Below are 14,690 nucleotides of genomic sequence, written 5' to 3'. Positions count from 1 at the left end.
GGCCGTTTTTCAACAATGATTGAAATGATAATGTCGATGTATGCCTTCACCTGGGAAAACTGCCACACGGCGCGGGCGCCGCCAGGGTGATCCGGTGTCGCGCGACGCGGTGCTCGCGGCCGCCAAACTGCGCTTCGCGGCCGAGGGATACGAGAAGACGACGCTGCGGGCCATCGCCTCGGACGCGAACGTCGATGCGTCGATGGTGCTCTACCTGTTCGGCTCCAAGGCCGACCTGTTCCGCGAATCGCTGCGCCTGATCCTCGACCCCGACGTGCTCGTGGCCGCACTCGAAGGGCCGGCCGAGGAGATCGGCGAACGTATGGTCCGCGTCTATCTGAGGATGTGGGAGACACCCGACACCGCAGCCAGCATGCGGGTCATGCTGCAGTCCGCTACGTCGAATTCCGATGCGCACGTGGCGTTTCGAACGTTCATGCAGGATTACGTGCTCGCCGCGGTCTCCGGAGTGCTCGGTGGTGGCGAGCAGGCCCGATTACGGGCCATGCTCGCCGCATCGAACCTGGTCGGCACCGCGATGCTGCGCTATGTGATGGCCGTGCCGCCGTTGGCGACACTCGACGGCGAAGACGTGGTGCGCCTGCTCGCGCCGACGGTCACCCGCTATCTCACCGCCGATGCGGCCGAGCTGGGGTTGCCTGAGTTGTAGTGGTCAGCGCTGAGGGTCGGAATGCCGCGCGATGAGTGCGAGCTCGGCCTCGCCGGCCTGTTCGGGAGTGGCGAACGGCATGTTCGTTCCGACGAAGTCCCGCGCTTCCTGGAAGTCCATGCCCTGCTCGACCATCATGTTGACCACCCCGATGTGCACCACCGCCGTCGCGCGCTTGGCGGCAACGCCGGCCACGAAACGGATTTCGTCAGCCAACTGGGCCTCGGTCATGGCCGTCACCTTCGGATCCAGGTCCACCTGGGCGACTGAGCCGTTGAGATAGGCAGTGACCGTGACAGTGCCTGGCGGGTTGATGGCCTGGACGACCGGGATCTGTTCTTCGTCTTCAACGGAAGTCTCGGCGTCGACGGCACCGAAACCGTCGTCCTCGGCCTCCTCGACTTCATGGTTGGCGTAGTCGTGGACGGCGTCGAGCCCGTTGCCGTGGGCGACGCCGTGGTCGTCGTGGTAGTCCGGCAGGGCATCGAGTCCGGACACATCGTCGTCGAACACCGGGGTGTCGAAGTCGAGCGCGTCGAGGCCGTTGTCATCGGCGTCGTCCCAGTCGTTCGGGCCATGCGGCGTCATATGTCAGTCATATCCCATCGTGGTCCACCACCCGTCAGTCGGTCGATCAAACCCACCGCGGGTACATCTCCTTGCCGATATTGGCTTCGGCTTCAGAATCCGTCCGGTCGTACCGTGATCCAGCGATGTTGAGCTTCTCCGACAGATCCCGCGACTTGGCTGCCATTGCCGCGCAGGCGGCTGCGCGGGCGTTGTGCGCCGCGTCAACAGCGGTGTTCGACGCAACGCAGATCACTCCGTGGTTCAACCACATAGATCCACTGACACCCTCGGTCAGCTTGGCTACTGCATTGAACGCGGAGTCCGCCTTGGACTGACCTTCGGACAATTCGCGGATATGGGCGGGGATGACTTGCAGGAATCCACCGGTCACTACTTGCTCCTTATTGCTCGGCGAATCAATCGCCGGCTGCGGCCGCAGCCAGGGCGTTGTACTTGCTGATGGCGTTCTCGATCTGGCTTGCGTTGCGGAGTGTGTGCAGGCCAAGCATTTCCACTGTGAGGACACACCGCGGCACAGACCCGGCTACGGCACCGATCTCGATCCCGGTCTTGAGGGCTTGGCCGACGGGCGGTGGCAGCGTGAAGCTCGCGATGATCGCAGCCGGAATCGCAGCGGTGAGGACTGTCGCCGAGATATCCAGCACGTTTCGGGCCTCGGTGACCTGAGCGGCCTGCTCGTTGATGACCTTCTGAACTTCGCCGTCAACCTGGGCGAGCTTGCCTGCGCGCTCCTGTTGCTTCTTGTTCTGCTGGGCGTACGACTCGGAGCCTTCGCCTACCCAGTTGTCGTTAGGTGCCGTTCCTTCAAGGCCGCTTTGGATTTTCCGGAATGCTTCGGCGCCCGTTGTGAAGTCGCTGCCGTCGTTCGGGTCGCCGACTCCCAACGTCAGCTGCATGGCGTTGATGCCCAGCAACCCGTTGGCGATGATCGGTGTGGCCCAACTGGCAGTCTTCACGCCGTACTTGCCGAGCCAGTCGGCTCCTTTTTTGGACGTCGCGACCATCTGAGCTGCGCCGGTGAAGTCGGCTTGTAGGCCGATGATCGACGTGAAACTGGGAAGATCGAGGGCATGCTCGGTGGTTCCTTTGGCGGCGAACGCCACCTCGACTACTTTTCGAACTGATTCCGCGCCCATTCCGCATCCCCCATCTTCGGCCTGCCCAGCCTAACTTGCTGCGGTGCAGCGCCAACGCACCGAATTTGAGGCAACCTGAAACGCTGCTAGCTGGCACACCGTGGCTAGGCTGTGGTCGTGCGAGGGGACAAATTGGCAGCGGAGTTCGTCGCGCGGGGGCGGCTGCCGAGCACCAAAGAAGAGTGGCTCGGCCTGCTTGCGCTCTTTGCTGTGGTAGGCGTAACGCTTGGGTTGCTGAACTTATACGCTGGCTTCAGCGCGTCCAAACGTTTTCGGGCGCAGGAAGAAGCGTTCATGGTCGAGTCCGCCCGATTCAGGTCGCGATGGCCGGCGCAGCTGCTGTGGCAGGCGCCATACGAAGAACTCGAAGCAGAGGCGGAGCGTTGTTGGCGCCATGTATTTGTCCTGGAAAGGCGGCGCGACCTCATGCGCCGAGGCAGAGGCGGCGACTTTGACACCCAAATCGGTGCGGTCCGCAGCTGGATCACCACAGTCGTCAACGCAATGAATGTCGTTGTTTCCCGCGGACGGCAAGCCGATGTTTGACCGCATGCTCGCCGTGGGCCCGCACGAGCCCAAGAGCTTCGCCACGCTCTTGACAATTGGCCTGGTGATATCCGCTTTCTGCGTGGCAGTGTTTGTTCTCATTGCGTTGATTCCGTCGACGGCGCGGGACCGAGAGGACGCCGAGAAGGCGCGGCTGTTTACCCACTCCGAAGCGTTCTGGGCGCGGTGGCCGGGCAACGGCCTGTTCGAAGCGCCATACGACCAGTTGGCGGCCGAGGCGACCAGATGTGCGCGGATCGTCGAGATCTTTCAGGGGGAGCGCGGATCGAACGTGCGGCCGGCGACTGGACATGCCCGGCGGGCCTACGACAATGCCGAAATTCAGCTCGCTTCCTACGAACCGATGCTCAACTCGGTTCACAACGCGATGAACTACGCGATATCGCAGGGCCGCGGGCCTCAGCTGCCTTCGAAATGATTGTGCCCCAAGGTATCCACAAATGTGGGGCCGCGGCGATCGAGCTCACCTAGATACTCGTCGGCCCACGTACCGAATGGCTGATGTGCCAGGTATTCATTGCGGAACCGGTCGTCCTCGGACACTTCGGAAACGCAGAAGGCGGGAATGGCGAGATCCACCACCGGCCCGCCGCGTTCGACTTCGGAAAGCAACAGCGGTGCGTTCCTGCCGAGGAACTGATCGATGATCCAGCCGTCCTCGCCGAGCCACATCGAATAGCGAACCTTCGCGACGACGTGTTCCGCTCGGCCGACGATCTGGGCGGCGACCAATGGGTCAAGCTCTCGTTCGGCCTCGTAGCGCGTGCCGCCGACGGCGGGGCCTTTGGCCGTCATCGTCCCAAGTGATTGCTCGCCCAATGTCGCTACGAGTTCGGCGGGAGTGCCGTTCAATTCAGCTGGGGCAGGTCCCTGTACCCGGACTCGCACCGCGTATCCGTCGGACGCGAACAGATACGCCTGCACGATGAGGGCGGGCATGGGATCCGATGCTGCCACCGCGGGCAATTCGCGGACAAAGAACTTCCGCTCAAATTCGAAATCACCGAAACCGGATTCGGACATGCGCACACCGTAGCCCGATCTGCGCCGAATGCGTCATCTATAGGGCGTGAATTCCCTTGTAGAGCACGAGGAGGCCGATCACCACCAGAATCGCCGCAACCAAGACCGCGTGGTTGCGTTCCATCCATTCCTTGAGCCGGCCCAGTGCGGGGTCCAACCGCTCGCCGGACACCGCGTACGCGAGGATCGGCAGAGCCACCGTCGACCCCGCGGCCACCACGAAGTACAGCCCAGCGGCCCACACGCCGGGCTGGCCGAGACCGGCTGAACCGATCGCCAAACCCGCTGCCACGCAGATGAACAGCACTTTGGGGTTCACCACCGTCAGCGCCAGGCCGGCCGCACCGGCCCGGGCCGGCGTGAGCTTGCTCAGGCTGGCCATCCACTTGGGGCTGTGCTCGGACTTGGCGCGGGTGAGAAAGCGGTACACGCCGTAGGCGATCAAGGCGACGCCGACGACGATGCGTAACCACGATGCCCACGTCGGAGGTTCGTCGAGCCGGCCGAACAGGCCGGAGATGCCGACGAAGATCGCGGTCAGCGCGGCCAGACCGAGGAACCACCCGGCGAGGAAGGACAGGCCGGCCGGCCGGGGGCGGGGAGTGTGCAGCACGAGTACCGCCGGGATGATAGACAGCGGCGACAGGGCCACCACCATTGCCAGCGGGATGAGTTCGGCGAAAACAGAACCCCAGCTCTCCGTCATGAGCAAAAACCTAGCAACCGGCGACGATGTCCTCGACGGTGTCGGCGGCATGTTGCGGCCCGCCGTGGGCATGGATTTCCGCACGGACGGTGTCGAGGGTGCGTCGAATCTGCGGATCGGCCGCGACGCCGAGCACCGCTTCGCGGATGTCGCCGACGCTGGGCAGATGGTCGGTCAGGTGACGGCCGACGCCGATGGTCTCGAGGCGAGCGGCATTGGCGGGCTGATCGACGGCCTGCGGAATCGCCACCATCGGGACTCCGAACCACAATCCCTCGGTGCACGAGCCCATGCCGGCGTGGGTGATGAAGCAGTCGGCCTGTTGCAGTACGGCCGGCTGGGGAACGGACTCTCGTGTCTGAACCCATGGCGGAACCGGACCGACGTCCGCGCGGCCGGTGGCCAACACCAGCCGCCAGCCTTGCCCGTCGAGCGCCTCGATCACGTTGCGGTACACGTCGGCTCGTTCGGTGTAGGCGGTGCCGAAGGCCAGCAGCGCCAGCGGGCCGTCCCCGGCCGGCGGAGTCCAATCGCCCGGATCCCCGCGGCGCGGGTCGATACAGGGGCCGACGAACCGGTAGCGATCGCCGACCCGATCCGCATGTCGTTGCATGACCCTCGGGATCAACACCAGGCACCGTCGAGGCGCGCCCGTCACGTCGTCGAACGTCAAACTGCACTCCGACTCCGTGAGCCAGTCGTCGAACGCGCGGCGGTACGCCAGGCCGGCCGGACTGCCGAGGATCGGACCAAGGATCTCGGCCATGTCGTCGTGGTAGCCGTCCCAGGCCACCTCGCTGGGCGACAACTGGGCGGCAGGCACGCCCCAACGGTCGGCGGCCACCGGCCCTGCCATGCCGCCGATGTCGTAGAGCACAAGATCGGGCCGGTCGGCGTCGAGGGCGTCGTGCAGCTGCGGCAGGACATGGACTGCCTCGTCGAGAAACATCCGCATGCCGGCCACCGGGTCGGATTCGTCGAACGTCTCCGGTGCGCCCGGCGCCCCCGGCAGCACTGAGGTGCAGGGGATCACATCGGCCCCGGTCGGGGTGGCCAGCCCCGCCAGATGGCCGCCGACCAGGTAACTCAGCCGGTGCCCGCGCCGAACCAATTCGTGAACCATGGCCAGATGGGGGTACATGTGGCTTGGGGCGGAGGCGGCGACGACGGCGATATGCACGCATCCGAGTCTGCCCGGGAAAAATTTTTAAAGTTGAGCGGAACAGACTCAACCTTGACTACGTTGTACATCGCGACAAGCATTTTCTCTATCAGAAAAGGGAGGTGTCGTGGACTCGTTCAACCCGACGACCAAGACTCAGGCGGCGCTGACCTCAGCGTTGCAGGCGGCCAGTTCCGCAGGCAATCCGGAGATCCGGCCCGCTCACCTGTTGATGGCACTGCTCACGCAGAACGAGGGCATTGCCGCACCCCTGCTCGAGGCCGTCGGCGTGGACCCCGCGACGATCCGGACCGAGGCGCAGCGGTTGCTCGACCGGTTGCCCAGCGCCAGTGGCGCCAGCAGCCAACCCCAGCTGAGCCGGGAATCGCTCGCCGCGATCACCACGGCCCAGAGCCTGGCCACCGAGATGGACGACGAGTACGTCTCCACCGAACATCTGATGGTCGGCCTGGCCACCGGCGACTCCGAGGTCGCCAAGCTGCTCACCGGGCACGGCGCCTCACCCGAGGCGCTGCGTGAGGCGTTCACGAAGGTGCGCGGCAGCGCCCGGGTCACCAGCCCCGACCCCGAGGGTAGCTACCAGGCGCTGGAGAAGTACTCCACCGACCTGACCGCCCGCGCCCGCGAAGGCAAGCTCGATCCGGTTATCGGGCGGGACAACGAGATTCGTCGCGTCGTGCAGGTGCTGAGCCGCCGTACCAAGAACAACCCGGTACTCATCGGTGAGCCCGGTGTCGGTAAGACCGCGATCGTCGAGGGCCTGGCCCAGCGCATCGTGGCCGGCGACGTACCCGAGAGCCTGCGGGACAAGACGGTCATCAGCCTGGACCTCGGGTCCATGGTGGCCGGTGCCAAGTACCGCGGTGAATTCGAGGAGCGGCTCAAGGCTGTCCTCGATGACATCAAAGACTCGGCTGGGCAGGTCATCACGTTCATCGACGAGCTGCACACCATCGTCGGCGCCGGTGCCACCGGCGAGTCTGCGATGGATGCGGGCAACATGATCAAGCCCATGCTGGCCCGCGGTGAGCTGCGCCTGGTCGGCGCTACCACGCTCGACGAATACCGCAAGTACATCGAGAAGGACGCCGCGCTGGAGCGCCGGTTCCAGCAGGTGCTGGTCGGCGAGCCGTCCGTCGAGGACACCGTCGGCATCCTGCGCGGTCTCAAGGACCGCTACGAGGTTCACCACGGTGTACGTATCACCGACTCCGCTCTGGTTGCCGCGGCAACCCTTTCGGACCGCTACATCACCGCACGTTTCCTGCCGGACAAGGCGATCGACCTGGTCGACGAGGCCGCGTCCCGGTTGCGTATGGAGATCGACTCGCGGCCCGTCGAGATCGACGAGGTCGAGCGGTTGGTCCGTCGCCTCGAGATCGAGGAGATGGCGCTGGAGAAGGAGGAGGACGACGCCTCCAAGGAGCGGCTGGAGAAGCTGCGCGGTGAGCTGGCCGATTACAAGGAGAAGTTGGCCGAGCTGACCACTCGTTGGCAGAACGAGAAGGGCGCCATCGACATCGTCCGCGAGCTCAAGGAGCAGCTGGACAGCCTGCGCGGTGAGGCCGACCGGGCCGAGCGCGACGGTGACCTGGCCAAGGCCGCCGAGCTGCGCTACGGACGCATCCCGGAGGTCGAGAAGAAGCTCGACGCCGCACTGCCGGTGGCCGAGGCCCGCGAGAACGTCATGCTCAAGGAAGAGGTCGGGCCCGACGATATCGCCGAGGTCGTGGAGGCGTGGACCGGCATTCCGGCCGGACGCATGCTCGAAGGCGAGACCGCCAAGCTGCTGCGCATGGAGGAGGAGCTGGGCAAGCGCGTCATCGGTCAGAAGGCCGCGGTGACCGCGGTGTCGGATGCGGTGCGCCGCAGCCGGGCCGGGGTGGCCGACCCGAACCGGCCGACGGGCTCCTTCATGTTCCTTGGCCCGACCGGTGTCGGTAAGACCGAGCTGGCAAAGGCGTTGGCGGAGTTCCTCTTCGACGACGAGCGCGCCATGGTCCGCATCGACATGAGTGAGTACGGCGAGAAGCACTCGGTGGCTCGCCTGGTCGGTGCGCCTCCGGGATACATCGGCTACGACCAGGGCGGTCAGCTGACCGAGGCCGTGCGCCGGCGTCCGTACACGGTGGTGCTGTTCGACGAGATCGAGAAGGCCCACCCGGACGTGTTCGACGTGCTGCTACAGGTGCTCGACGAGGGCCGGCTGACCGACGGTCAGGGCCGCACGGTCGACTTCCGCAACACTATCCTGATCCTGACCTCCAACCTGGGTGCCGGCGGCACCGAGGAGCAGGTGATGGCCGCGGTGCGGGCCGCGTTCAAACCGGAGTTCATCAACCGGCTGGACGACGTGATCCTGTTCGACGCACTGAATCCCGAGGAGCTGGTGTCGATCGTCGACATCCAGCTGCAACAGCTGCAGAAGCGGCTGGCGCAGCGCCGGCTCACCCTCGAGGTGTCGCTGCCCGCCAAGAAGTGGTTGGCCGAGCGTGGTTTCGACCCGCTCTACGGTGCCCGCCCGCTGCGCCGCCTGGTGCAGCAGGCCATCGGCGACCAGCTGGCCAAGATGCTGCTGGCCGGGCAGGTGCACGACGGCGACGTCGTGCCGGTCAACGTCAGCGCGGACGGCGAAGGCCTGGTGCTGGGCTGACCTAACCGCCGAAACGGCATTCCAGCAGGGGTCCTCTCGGACTTTTCCTGCTGGAATGCCGTTTCGCGCTAAAGAGCAAACCGGCCGGCGAAGCCCCGCAGGGGCACGTCGGCGCTCGTCAGCAATCCGGGCCGGGCTGCCACCACCGCGGCGATGGAGTTGAGTGCGGGCAGCCCGGTCACGGTCATGCCGATCGAGGCGAAGGAGTCCGGATCGGACAGGTCCACACCGGGTTTCGGGAAGATCATGTGCTTGTTGTAGACACACGGATCGCCCTTGATCTGAGTGATGTAGCAGCCCTTGATGTCCCAGCTCGGATCGGTGTGCGGGGTCATCTGCCATTCCAGGTGGGTCTCGACCCGTGGCACCCCGTCGACCATGCCCTGATACTTGATGTAGTTGCCGCCCAGCGATCCCTTGGGCAACGTGTACCAGCCCAGGTCGACATCCTTGGTGCAGGCGCCGAGCTCGTAGCTGAACTTCACCTCGTCGAGCGTCAGGCCGAAGCAGTCGGCCATCATCAGCACACTGTCGGCGAAAACCCGGGTGTACTTCTCCAACTTGGCCGGGATCGACGGGTCGTCGACGGGCAGGCCGTAACCGACCTCGATCCAGGTGTCCTTGCTGTGATGGCATGAGACATCGACGGATTCGATGGTGGTGACGTTCTCGATCTCGGCGACGTCGGCCGAACACACCACCCCGAGGATCTGGTTGACGCCGGGGTTCATACCGGTGCCGTAGAACGTCGAACCACCCTTGGCGCACGCCTCGGCCAGCAGCTGCGACACCGGCTTGCCGGAGGGATGCGGGTGGTTGGTGTCACGGTGCCAGCCGGTGATCCAGTCCGCGGTGGTGACGATATTGATCCCGGCCTCAAGGACTTTGACGTAGAGGTCCTCATCCGGAAAAACACCGTGAAATGTCAATACGTCGGGGCGTGCGGCGATGATCTCGTCGATCGAGCTCGTCGCCGTCACTCCGATCGGATCGATGCCGGCGATCTCACCGGCGTCGCGACCGACCTTTTCCGGTGTATAGCAATGCAATCCGACCAGTTCGAGATCAGGACGCTTACCGATGCGTTTGATCATCTCGGTGCCGACGTTGCCGGTTGCCACCTGGAAAACGCGGATCTTCTCGGTCATACGGTGTCTGCCTTTCTCCTTGATGTTGGATTGGCGGCTCCGCCACCGGAAGCCAGGTCCGCGGTACTACCGCCCAGACCGTCGGGATAGAACTGCATGGCCCACTTGCGAATTGCGGTGAAGCCCTCGTACTCAGCCGTGGCCAGCGCCGGGGGATCGGAGTACCGCTGGTGTGACCAGATGTGGATGTCCTGGGTGAACTGGCGGATCACCTCGTCGCCGAACTCGCTGGCCCGCTGGGCCGCCCGAGGGCTGTCTTTGCCGGGGGTCCGGCCGATGTAGACCATGAACCGCACGTCGGAGGTGGACTCGTCGACGGGAGTGACCGCCGAGATGGTGCGGTTGTCGATCATTCCCCAGCTCTTGGTCACCGCGATGCCCAGTCCGCCGTTGATCGCCTCGACGCCGCTGCGCACATCGTCGATCGACTGTTGGTCGTCGCCCTCGAAGGTGATGGTGAAGTCGACGTAGGAGATCGGTGCGGCGAAGTCGTGGCGGGTGAACACCGGGACGATCGGGGTCTGGTGCACGAATTTGAAGTGCGCGAAGTCGACGCCGTTCTCCAGCACGTATTGCGGATGCAGCTCGAGCCCTTCGCGGAACAACCGCTGCTGGGCGTAGTAGTCGGCCGCGCTGCTGCCGTCGTTGAAGGAGGCGAACACGTCGGGGGCATCGAAGAACGGCTCACGTCCTTCGATGTCGTGCCAGATATAGATGGCCTCGTTGCGCTCGGTCACCGGGTAGGTGCGCATCCGACGGCCGCGATTGGGCCGATCCTGGTAGGGGATGCGGACATTGCGGCCCTCGGCGTTCCACTGCCAGCCGTGGAACGGGCACTGGATGACCTCGCCGACGACGTGGCCACCGAACCCGAGGTGGGCGCCGAGGTGCTCGCAATAGGCGTTCATCACCGTCACCTGCCCGGACTCCGAGCGCCAGGCGACCATCTCTTCGCCGAAGTACTTCATGGCATGTACAGCCCCGACGTCGACCTGGTCGGACCAGGCGACTTGGAACCATCCTGTCGGCTTCATCGACAACGGTGGTTTGGCCATGACGCGAATCGTAGGAGGTTCTGTGAAACTTTGGAAGAGGGTTCTGTGAAAACGGGGTAGCCTCTCGACGATGACCGACGCCGACGTTGTTGCGCGCCGCACCAACAGGCGCGGCGAAGCCACCCGGGAGAGCATGCTGGAGGCCGCGCGCAAGGCGCTGGCCACCGGAGATCCGGGCGCCGTCTCGGCCAACCGGATTGCCAAGGACATCGGCGCCACCTGGGGCGCGGTGAAGTACCAGTTCGGCGATATCGACGGGTTTTGGGCCGCGGTCCTGCAGCGCACCGCCGAACGTCGCGCGGGCATGCTCAGCCACCAAGACCACGGTGCGCCGCTGCGACAGCGCGTCGCCGGCATCATCGACCTGCTCTATGACGGCCTGACCGCCAGTGATTCGCGGGCGATCGAGAACCTGCGGGCGGCCCTGCCGCGTGACCATGCCGAACTGGAACGGCTCTACCCGAAGACCGCGGCCGAGCTGTCGTCGTGGGGGCACAGCTGGCTGCAAACCTGTCAGCAGGCATTCGCCGATCTGGACGTCGACCCCGAGCGGGTCCGCGAGGTCGCGTCGTTCATCCCGGGGGCGATGCGCGGTATCACCTCTGAGCGCCAGCTCGGCACGTATACCGACCTCGATGTGGCCCGGCGGGGGCTCACCAACGCGATCGTCACGTACCTCGAAGCCCCCCGGTAACAGCGGCCTGATCACCAGTAATCGGGTTGTGACCTCACAAGGCTGGGGCATTCGTGCAGTCAACAAGTAGGCTAGGCCCGATGGTCCCGCTCTGGTTCACGCTGTCCGCACTCTGTTTCGTGGGTGCGGCGGTGCTGCTGTACGTCGACATCGACCGTCGACGTGGGTTGGGACGGCGCCGCAAGTCGTGGGCGAAGTCGCATGGCTTCGATTACGAGCACGAGTCGCACGAGATCCTCAAGCGCTGGAAGCGCGGGGTGATGTCGACCGTCGGTGACGTCACGGCCAAGAACGTCGTGCTCGGCCAAATTCGTGGCGAGGCGGTGTTCATCTTTGACATCGAAGAGGTGGCGACAGTGATCGCGCTGCACCGCAAGGTCGGCACGAACGTCGTCGTCGATCTGCGGCTCAAGGGCATCAAGGAGCCCCGGGAGAGCGACATCTGGCTGCTCGGCGCGATCGGCCCGAGGATGGTGTACTCCACCAACCTCGACGCCGCCCGTCGCGCGTGCGACCGCCGGATGGTCACGTTCGCCCACACCGCTCCCGATTGCGCCGAGATCATGTGGAACGAGCAGAACTGGACGCTCGTCAGCATGCCGGTCACAAGTACCCGCGCCCAGTGGGACGAGGGGCTGCGCACCGTGCGCCAGTTCAACGACCTGCTGCGGGTCCTGCCGCCGGTTCCGCAGAACGGTGTCGCACCGCAGTCGGGTCAGGGCAGCCAGGCTGCGCTGGCGCGTCGCGCAGGTTCGCCCAGCCGGCACCCGGTCGTGGTGACGTGAGCCGCTACACCCAGCCGCGCCAGGAGCCGGGCCGTCCGGATGTGATCCGTCGGACCCCGCCGCCGGCGCGCAACGGGCGTCACGCGCCGCATTACCAGCGCTAGCCGGCGCAGCAGAACAGTTCAGTAACCTGTCGGCATGCCTCGCCCCGTCGCGCTGATCACTGGACCGACCTCGGGGCTCGGCGCCGGCTTCGCCCGCAGGTACGCGCGTGACGGCTATGACCTCGTTCTCGTGGCGCGTGATGGCGCACGGTTGGAACAGCTCGCCGCCGAATTGCACGACCAGGCCGGCGCAAACGTCGAAGTGCTTCCCGCGGACCTGGCCTGCGCCCCTGACCGGGCCAAGGTCGCCGACCGGTTGCGCGCCGGTGCGCGAGTGTTGGTGAACAACGCCGGCTTCGGCACGTCAGGTGAGTTCTGGACCGCCGACATCGCCCGATTGCAGGCTCAGCTTGATGTCAACGTGACCGCGGTGATGGAGCTGACGCACGCCGCGCTGCCGTACATGATCGAGGCGGGCACCGGCACGGTCATCAACGTGGCCAGTGTGGCCGGCCTGGTGCCGGGCCGCGGCTCGACCTATTCGGCCTCCAAGGCCTGGGTCGTCTCTTTCACCGAAGGGCTGTCCAATGGACTGGGCGGCACCGGGGTCGGCGTGCATGCGTTGTGCCCAGGTTTCGTCCACACCGAGTTTCATGCCCGTGCGGGCATCGACATGGCGGGCACACCGTCGTTCCTGTGGCTGCAGGTCGAGGACGTGGTGCGTGACTGCCTGGCCGACGTGGCCGCAGGCAAAGTGGTCATCGTGCCCGGCCTGCAGTACAAGGTGCTCACCACCGGGGGCCGGCTGGTTCCGCGAAACCTGGTGCGCGCCATCACAAAAGCAGTGGGAAAAGGTCGTGGGAGAACTTAGTACAGAACTGTCGTGGCAGTGCGGGCGCTGATCGCGGCGGTGATGGCGGTACTGCTCGTCGTCACCGCGGGCTGCTCATCCGATCAACCCGGTCGCACGTACGAGGCGCCGACCGCCGCGCTCGGAGAATCGCTGGACATTCTCGGCTGGCACCTGACGGTGTCGGATCTGCGTTTCGACTCCGACCATGTCCTGATCGACGTGGAGGGCTCCGCTTCGAGCGATGCCCGCGCCAAGCCCGAGGACATCCGGTTCGGTCTGTACGGCGCCCTGGCGCATCCGATCGAGGCCGACGCCTTGCACGGCTGCGATGACATCACCAACCTGGGAATCCGGCCCTTGTCCGCTCCGGCACCCGACAAGCTCAGCGGCACAGTCTGTCTGGGACCGCAGCGGGACCAGAGTCAGGTGCGTGGGGTCTACGTGTACTCACCGCGCGAGCGCATCGCGGGTACCACCGTCGCCTACCCGGCAGCGTTCCCGGTCGGAGTGCTGCCCACCAACGTCAACGACACCGGTGTCACGGTGAAGTCCACCAGCGTCGACGCATTCAGGGCCGACGGCGGGCAGCTGGCACCGACCGCGCTCGGCGACCCGAGCGCGTTCAACGGCAAGGGCTACATGCTGCTCGGTCTCGAAATCGATGGCGCGGCACAGCGGTACGCGGACGATGCGGCGGCCCGCGGAGGTCCGCTGATGGTGGTGGCCGGCCCGTCGCTGCCGCCGCCGGGGCTCAGCCACGCCTGCTCGGTGTACGGCTCGTCGGTGCTGATCCTGCCGGAGGCCTCCCGTGAGGCCGTCAATGTGCGGGCCTCGCTGTGTACCCAGGGCGAGATGAACGCGGCGTTGTTGTACGCCTCGGTTTCGGTGATCGGCACCCATGCCGCGTTGTGGACCACCCGTGGCTGAGTCCGTCGGCCCCACTGAGTGGGGAGAGTCGCCGGGTGTGGGCCCCTGGGAGGGGCCGTTGCCGTCCGGGGATGACGCCGAGCGCTACGACCAGGACCTCCTGCGCGACGGAGACACCCGCAATGTCGTTGACGCCTACCGGTATTGGACCCGGGAAGCGATCATCGCCGACATCGACCGGCGCCGGCACCCGCTGCACATCGCGATCGAGAACTTCGGCAACGACGCGAACATCGGCGCGGTGGTGCGCACGGCCAACGCCTTCGCTGTCGACACGGTGCACATCGTCGGGCGGCGCCGGTGGAACCGGCGGGGCGCCATGGTCACCGACCGCTATCAACGGTTGCGCCACCATGACACCACCGCCGAATTGCTGTCCTTCGCCGCCGACGCCGGGCTGACCGTCGTCGCGGTGGACAACGTGCCCGGCGCCGTGCGGCTGGAAGAGACCGAACTACCTCGCGACTGCCTGCTGATCTTCGGTCAGGAAGGCCCGGGCATCACCCCGGAGGCGCAGTCCGGGGCGGCCGTCACGGTGTCCATCGCGCAGTTCGGGTCGACGCGCAGCATCAACGCCGGGGTTGCCGCCGGAATCGTCATGCACGCGTGGATCACCCGACATGCCGACATTTCGGCGGCCTGGTAAGGCAGGATC

Annotated in this window: 16 protein-coding genes and 1 pseudogene; 9 read left to right on the top strand and 8 right to left on the bottom strand. The window is 65.6% G+C overall.

Features of this window, described 5'->3' with window-relative positions; all coding sequences use genetic code 11:
• The first annotated feature begins 40 nt into the window (after positions 1-40).
• Positions 41-670: a TetR/AcrR family transcriptional regulator gene (locus tag BN2156_RS17215; RefSeq protein ID WP_090516245.1), complete on the top strand. Its 630-nt coding sequence runs from the start codon at positions 41-43 to the stop codon at positions 668-670.
• A 3-nt stretch (positions 671-673) separates the two neighbouring features.
• On the opposite strand, the gene BN2156_RS31015 is transcribed toward BN2156_RS17215, so the two are convergent.
• Genes BN2156_RS31015 through BN2156_RS17200 form a run of 3 tightly spaced genes read right to left on the bottom strand, consistent with a single transcriptional unit; the run spans position 674 to position 2,364 of the window.
• On the bottom strand, positions 674-1,258 hold the full coding sequence (locus tag BN2156_RS31015) for a hypothetical protein (protein ID WP_210436660.1): 585 nt from the start codon (positions 1,256-1,258) through the stop codon (positions 674-676).
• Between the two features lie 46 nt (positions 1,259-1,304).
• The gene (locus tag BN2156_RS17205) at positions 1,305-1,631 is read right to left on the bottom strand and encodes an ESX-1 secretion-associated protein (protein WP_235625383.1); all 327 of its coding nucleotides are present in this window, start codon (positions 1,629-1,631) and stop codon (positions 1,305-1,307) included.
• Between the two features lie 25 nt (positions 1,632-1,656).
• Complete coding sequence (locus BN2156_RS17200) at positions 1,657-2,364, bottom strand: EspA/EspE family type VII secretion system effector (protein WP_090516244.1); 708 nt, start codon at positions 2,362-2,364, stop codon at positions 1,657-1,659.
• Positions 2,365-2,514: 150 nt separating this feature from the next.
• On the opposite strand from BN2156_RS17200, the gene BN2156_RS17195 reads away from it, so the two are divergent.
• Complete coding sequence (locus tag BN2156_RS17195) at positions 2,515-2,943, top strand: hypothetical protein (RefSeq protein WP_131725175.1); 429 nt, start codon at positions 2,515-2,517, stop codon at positions 2,941-2,943.
• Positions 2,906-3,382 carry a hypothetical protein gene (locus tag BN2156_RS17190; RefSeq protein WP_159402848.1) on the top strand — a complete coding sequence of 159 codons (477 nt, stop codon included), beginning with the start codon at positions 2,906-2,908 and terminating at the stop codon, positions 3,380-3,382. Before BN2156_RS17195 ends, BN2156_RS17190 begins: the two co-directional genes overlap by 38 nt.
• Here the strand turns inward: BN2156_RS17190 and BN2156_RS17185 are convergent.
• Genes BN2156_RS17185 through BN2156_RS17175 form a run of 3 tightly spaced genes read right to left on the bottom strand, consistent with a single transcriptional unit; the run spans position 3,364 to position 5,873 of the window.
• The gene (locus tag BN2156_RS17185; protein WP_090516241.1) at positions 3,364-3,987 is read right to left on the bottom strand and encodes a CYTH domain-containing protein; all 624 of its coding nucleotides are present in this window, start codon (positions 3,985-3,987) and stop codon (positions 3,364-3,366) included. The two genes, BN2156_RS17190 and BN2156_RS17185, sit on opposite strands and share 19 nt — an antisense overlap.
• 37 nt (positions 3,988-4,024) lie before the next feature.
• Complete coding sequence (locus BN2156_RS17180; protein WP_090516240.1) at positions 4,025-4,693, bottom strand: GAP family protein; 669 nt, start codon at positions 4,691-4,693, stop codon at positions 4,025-4,027.
• Positions 4,694-4,703: 10 nt separating this feature from the next.
• Positions 4,704-5,873, bottom strand: coding sequence for a macrolide family glycosyltransferase (locus BN2156_RS17175; RefSeq protein WP_235625382.1), 1,170 nt, complete (start codon positions 5,871-5,873; stop codon positions 4,704-4,706).
• Between the two features lie 109 nt (positions 5,874-5,982).
• Between BN2156_RS17175 and clpB the strand changes: the two genes are divergently transcribed.
• On the top strand, positions 5,983-8,529 hold the full coding sequence (gene clpB / locus BN2156_RS17170) for an ATP-dependent chaperone ClpB (protein ID WP_090516238.1): 2,547 nt from the start codon (positions 5,983-5,985) through the stop codon (positions 8,527-8,529).
• A gap of 68 nt (positions 8,530-8,597) precedes the next feature.
• Here clpB and BN2156_RS17165 read toward each other — a convergent pair whose 3' ends face one another.
• Both BN2156_RS17165 and BN2156_RS17160 read right to left on the bottom strand, forming a co-directional pair.
• Entirely contained in the window at positions 8,598-9,677 is a 1,080-nt protein-coding gene (locus BN2156_RS17165; protein WP_090516237.1) for an NAD(P)H-dependent amine dehydrogenase family protein, read from the bottom strand.
• Positions 9,674-10,732, bottom strand: a complete 1,059-nt coding sequence (locus BN2156_RS17160; RefSeq protein WP_090516236.1) for a Rieske 2Fe-2S domain-containing protein — start codon at positions 10,730-10,732, stop codon at positions 9,674-9,676. The genes BN2156_RS17165 and BN2156_RS17160 overlap by 4 nt, the downstream gene beginning before the upstream one ends.
• A 70-nt stretch (positions 10,733-10,802) precedes the next feature.
• Here BN2156_RS17160 and BN2156_RS17155 point away from each other — a divergent pair, with 70 nt between their 5' ends.
• From BN2156_RS17155 to BN2156_RS17135, 5 genes and pseudogenes are all read left to right on the top strand, one after another.
• On the top strand, positions 10,803-11,426 hold the full coding sequence (locus BN2156_RS17155; protein WP_090516235.1) for a TetR/AcrR family transcriptional regulator: 624 nt from the start codon (positions 10,803-10,805) through the stop codon (positions 11,424-11,426).
• Between the two features lie 80 nt (positions 11,427-11,506).
• Positions 11,507-12,315 (top strand): annotated as a pseudogene (gene ttfA, locus BN2156_RS17150) (trehalose monomycolate transport factor TtfA).
• A gap of 34 nt (positions 12,316-12,349) precedes the next feature.
• Positions 12,350-13,126 carry an SDR family NAD(P)-dependent oxidoreductase gene (locus tag BN2156_RS17145; RefSeq protein WP_090516234.1) on the top strand — a complete coding sequence of 259 codons (777 nt, stop codon included), beginning with the start codon at positions 12,350-12,352 and terminating at the stop codon, positions 13,124-13,126.
• 18 nt (positions 13,127-13,144) lie between these two features.
• Positions 13,145-14,035 (top strand): hypothetical protein, encoded by an 891-nt coding sequence (locus BN2156_RS17140; protein ID WP_090516233.1) that lies wholly within the window; start codon positions 13,145-13,147, stop codon positions 14,033-14,035.
• Positions 14,028-14,681, top strand: a complete 654-nt coding sequence (locus tag BN2156_RS17135; RefSeq protein ID WP_090516232.1) for a TrmH family RNA methyltransferase — start codon at positions 14,028-14,030, stop codon at positions 14,679-14,681. The genes BN2156_RS17140 and BN2156_RS17135 overlap by 8 nt, the downstream gene beginning before the upstream one ends.
• Positions 14,682-14,690 lie beyond the last annotated feature (9 nt).

This window comes from Mycolicibacterium neworleansense (assembly GCF_001245615.1).
GTDB classification, from domain to species: domain Bacteria; phylum Actinomycetota; class Actinomycetes; order Mycobacteriales; family Mycobacteriaceae; genus Mycobacterium; species Mycobacterium neworleansense.
Note: the sequence above shows the minus strand (reverse complement) of the source record. Positions and strands in the feature narration are given on the sequence as shown.

Coding starts and splice junctions, on each gene's coding strand:
- BN2156_RS31015 (WP_210436660.1), bottom strand. CDS start 1,258: ATGACGCCGCATGGCCCGAACGACTGGGACGACGCCGATGACAACGGC.
- BN2156_RS17165 (WP_090516237.1), bottom strand. CDS start 9,677: ATGACCGAGAAGATCCGCGTTTTCCAGGTGGCAACCGGCAACGTCGGC.
- BN2156_RS17215 (WP_090516245.1), top strand. CDS start 41: ATGCCTTCACCTGGGAAAACTGCCACACGGCGCGGGCGCCGCCAGGGT.
- BN2156_RS17155 (WP_090516235.1), top strand. CDS start 10,803: ATGACCGACGCCGACGTTGTTGCGCGCCGCACCAACAGGCGCGGCGAA.
- BN2156_RS17145 (WP_090516234.1), top strand. CDS start 12,350: ATGCCTCGCCCCGTCGCGCTGATCACTGGACCGACCTCGGGGCTCGGC.
- BN2156_RS17180 (WP_090516240.1), bottom strand. CDS start 4,693: ATGACGGAGAGCTGGGGTTCTGTTTTCGCCGAACTCATCCCGCTGGCA.
- BN2156_RS17185 (WP_090516241.1), bottom strand. CDS start 3,987: ATGTCCGAATCCGGTTTCGGTGATTTCGAATTTGAGCGGAAGTTCTTT.
- BN2156_RS17190 (WP_159402848.1), top strand. CDS start 2,906: ATGTCGTTGTTTCCCGCGGACGGCAAGCCGATGTTTGACCGCATGCTC.
- BN2156_RS17160 (WP_090516236.1), bottom strand. CDS start 10,732: ATGGCCAAACCACCGTTGTCGATGAAGCCGACAGGATGGTTCCAAGTC.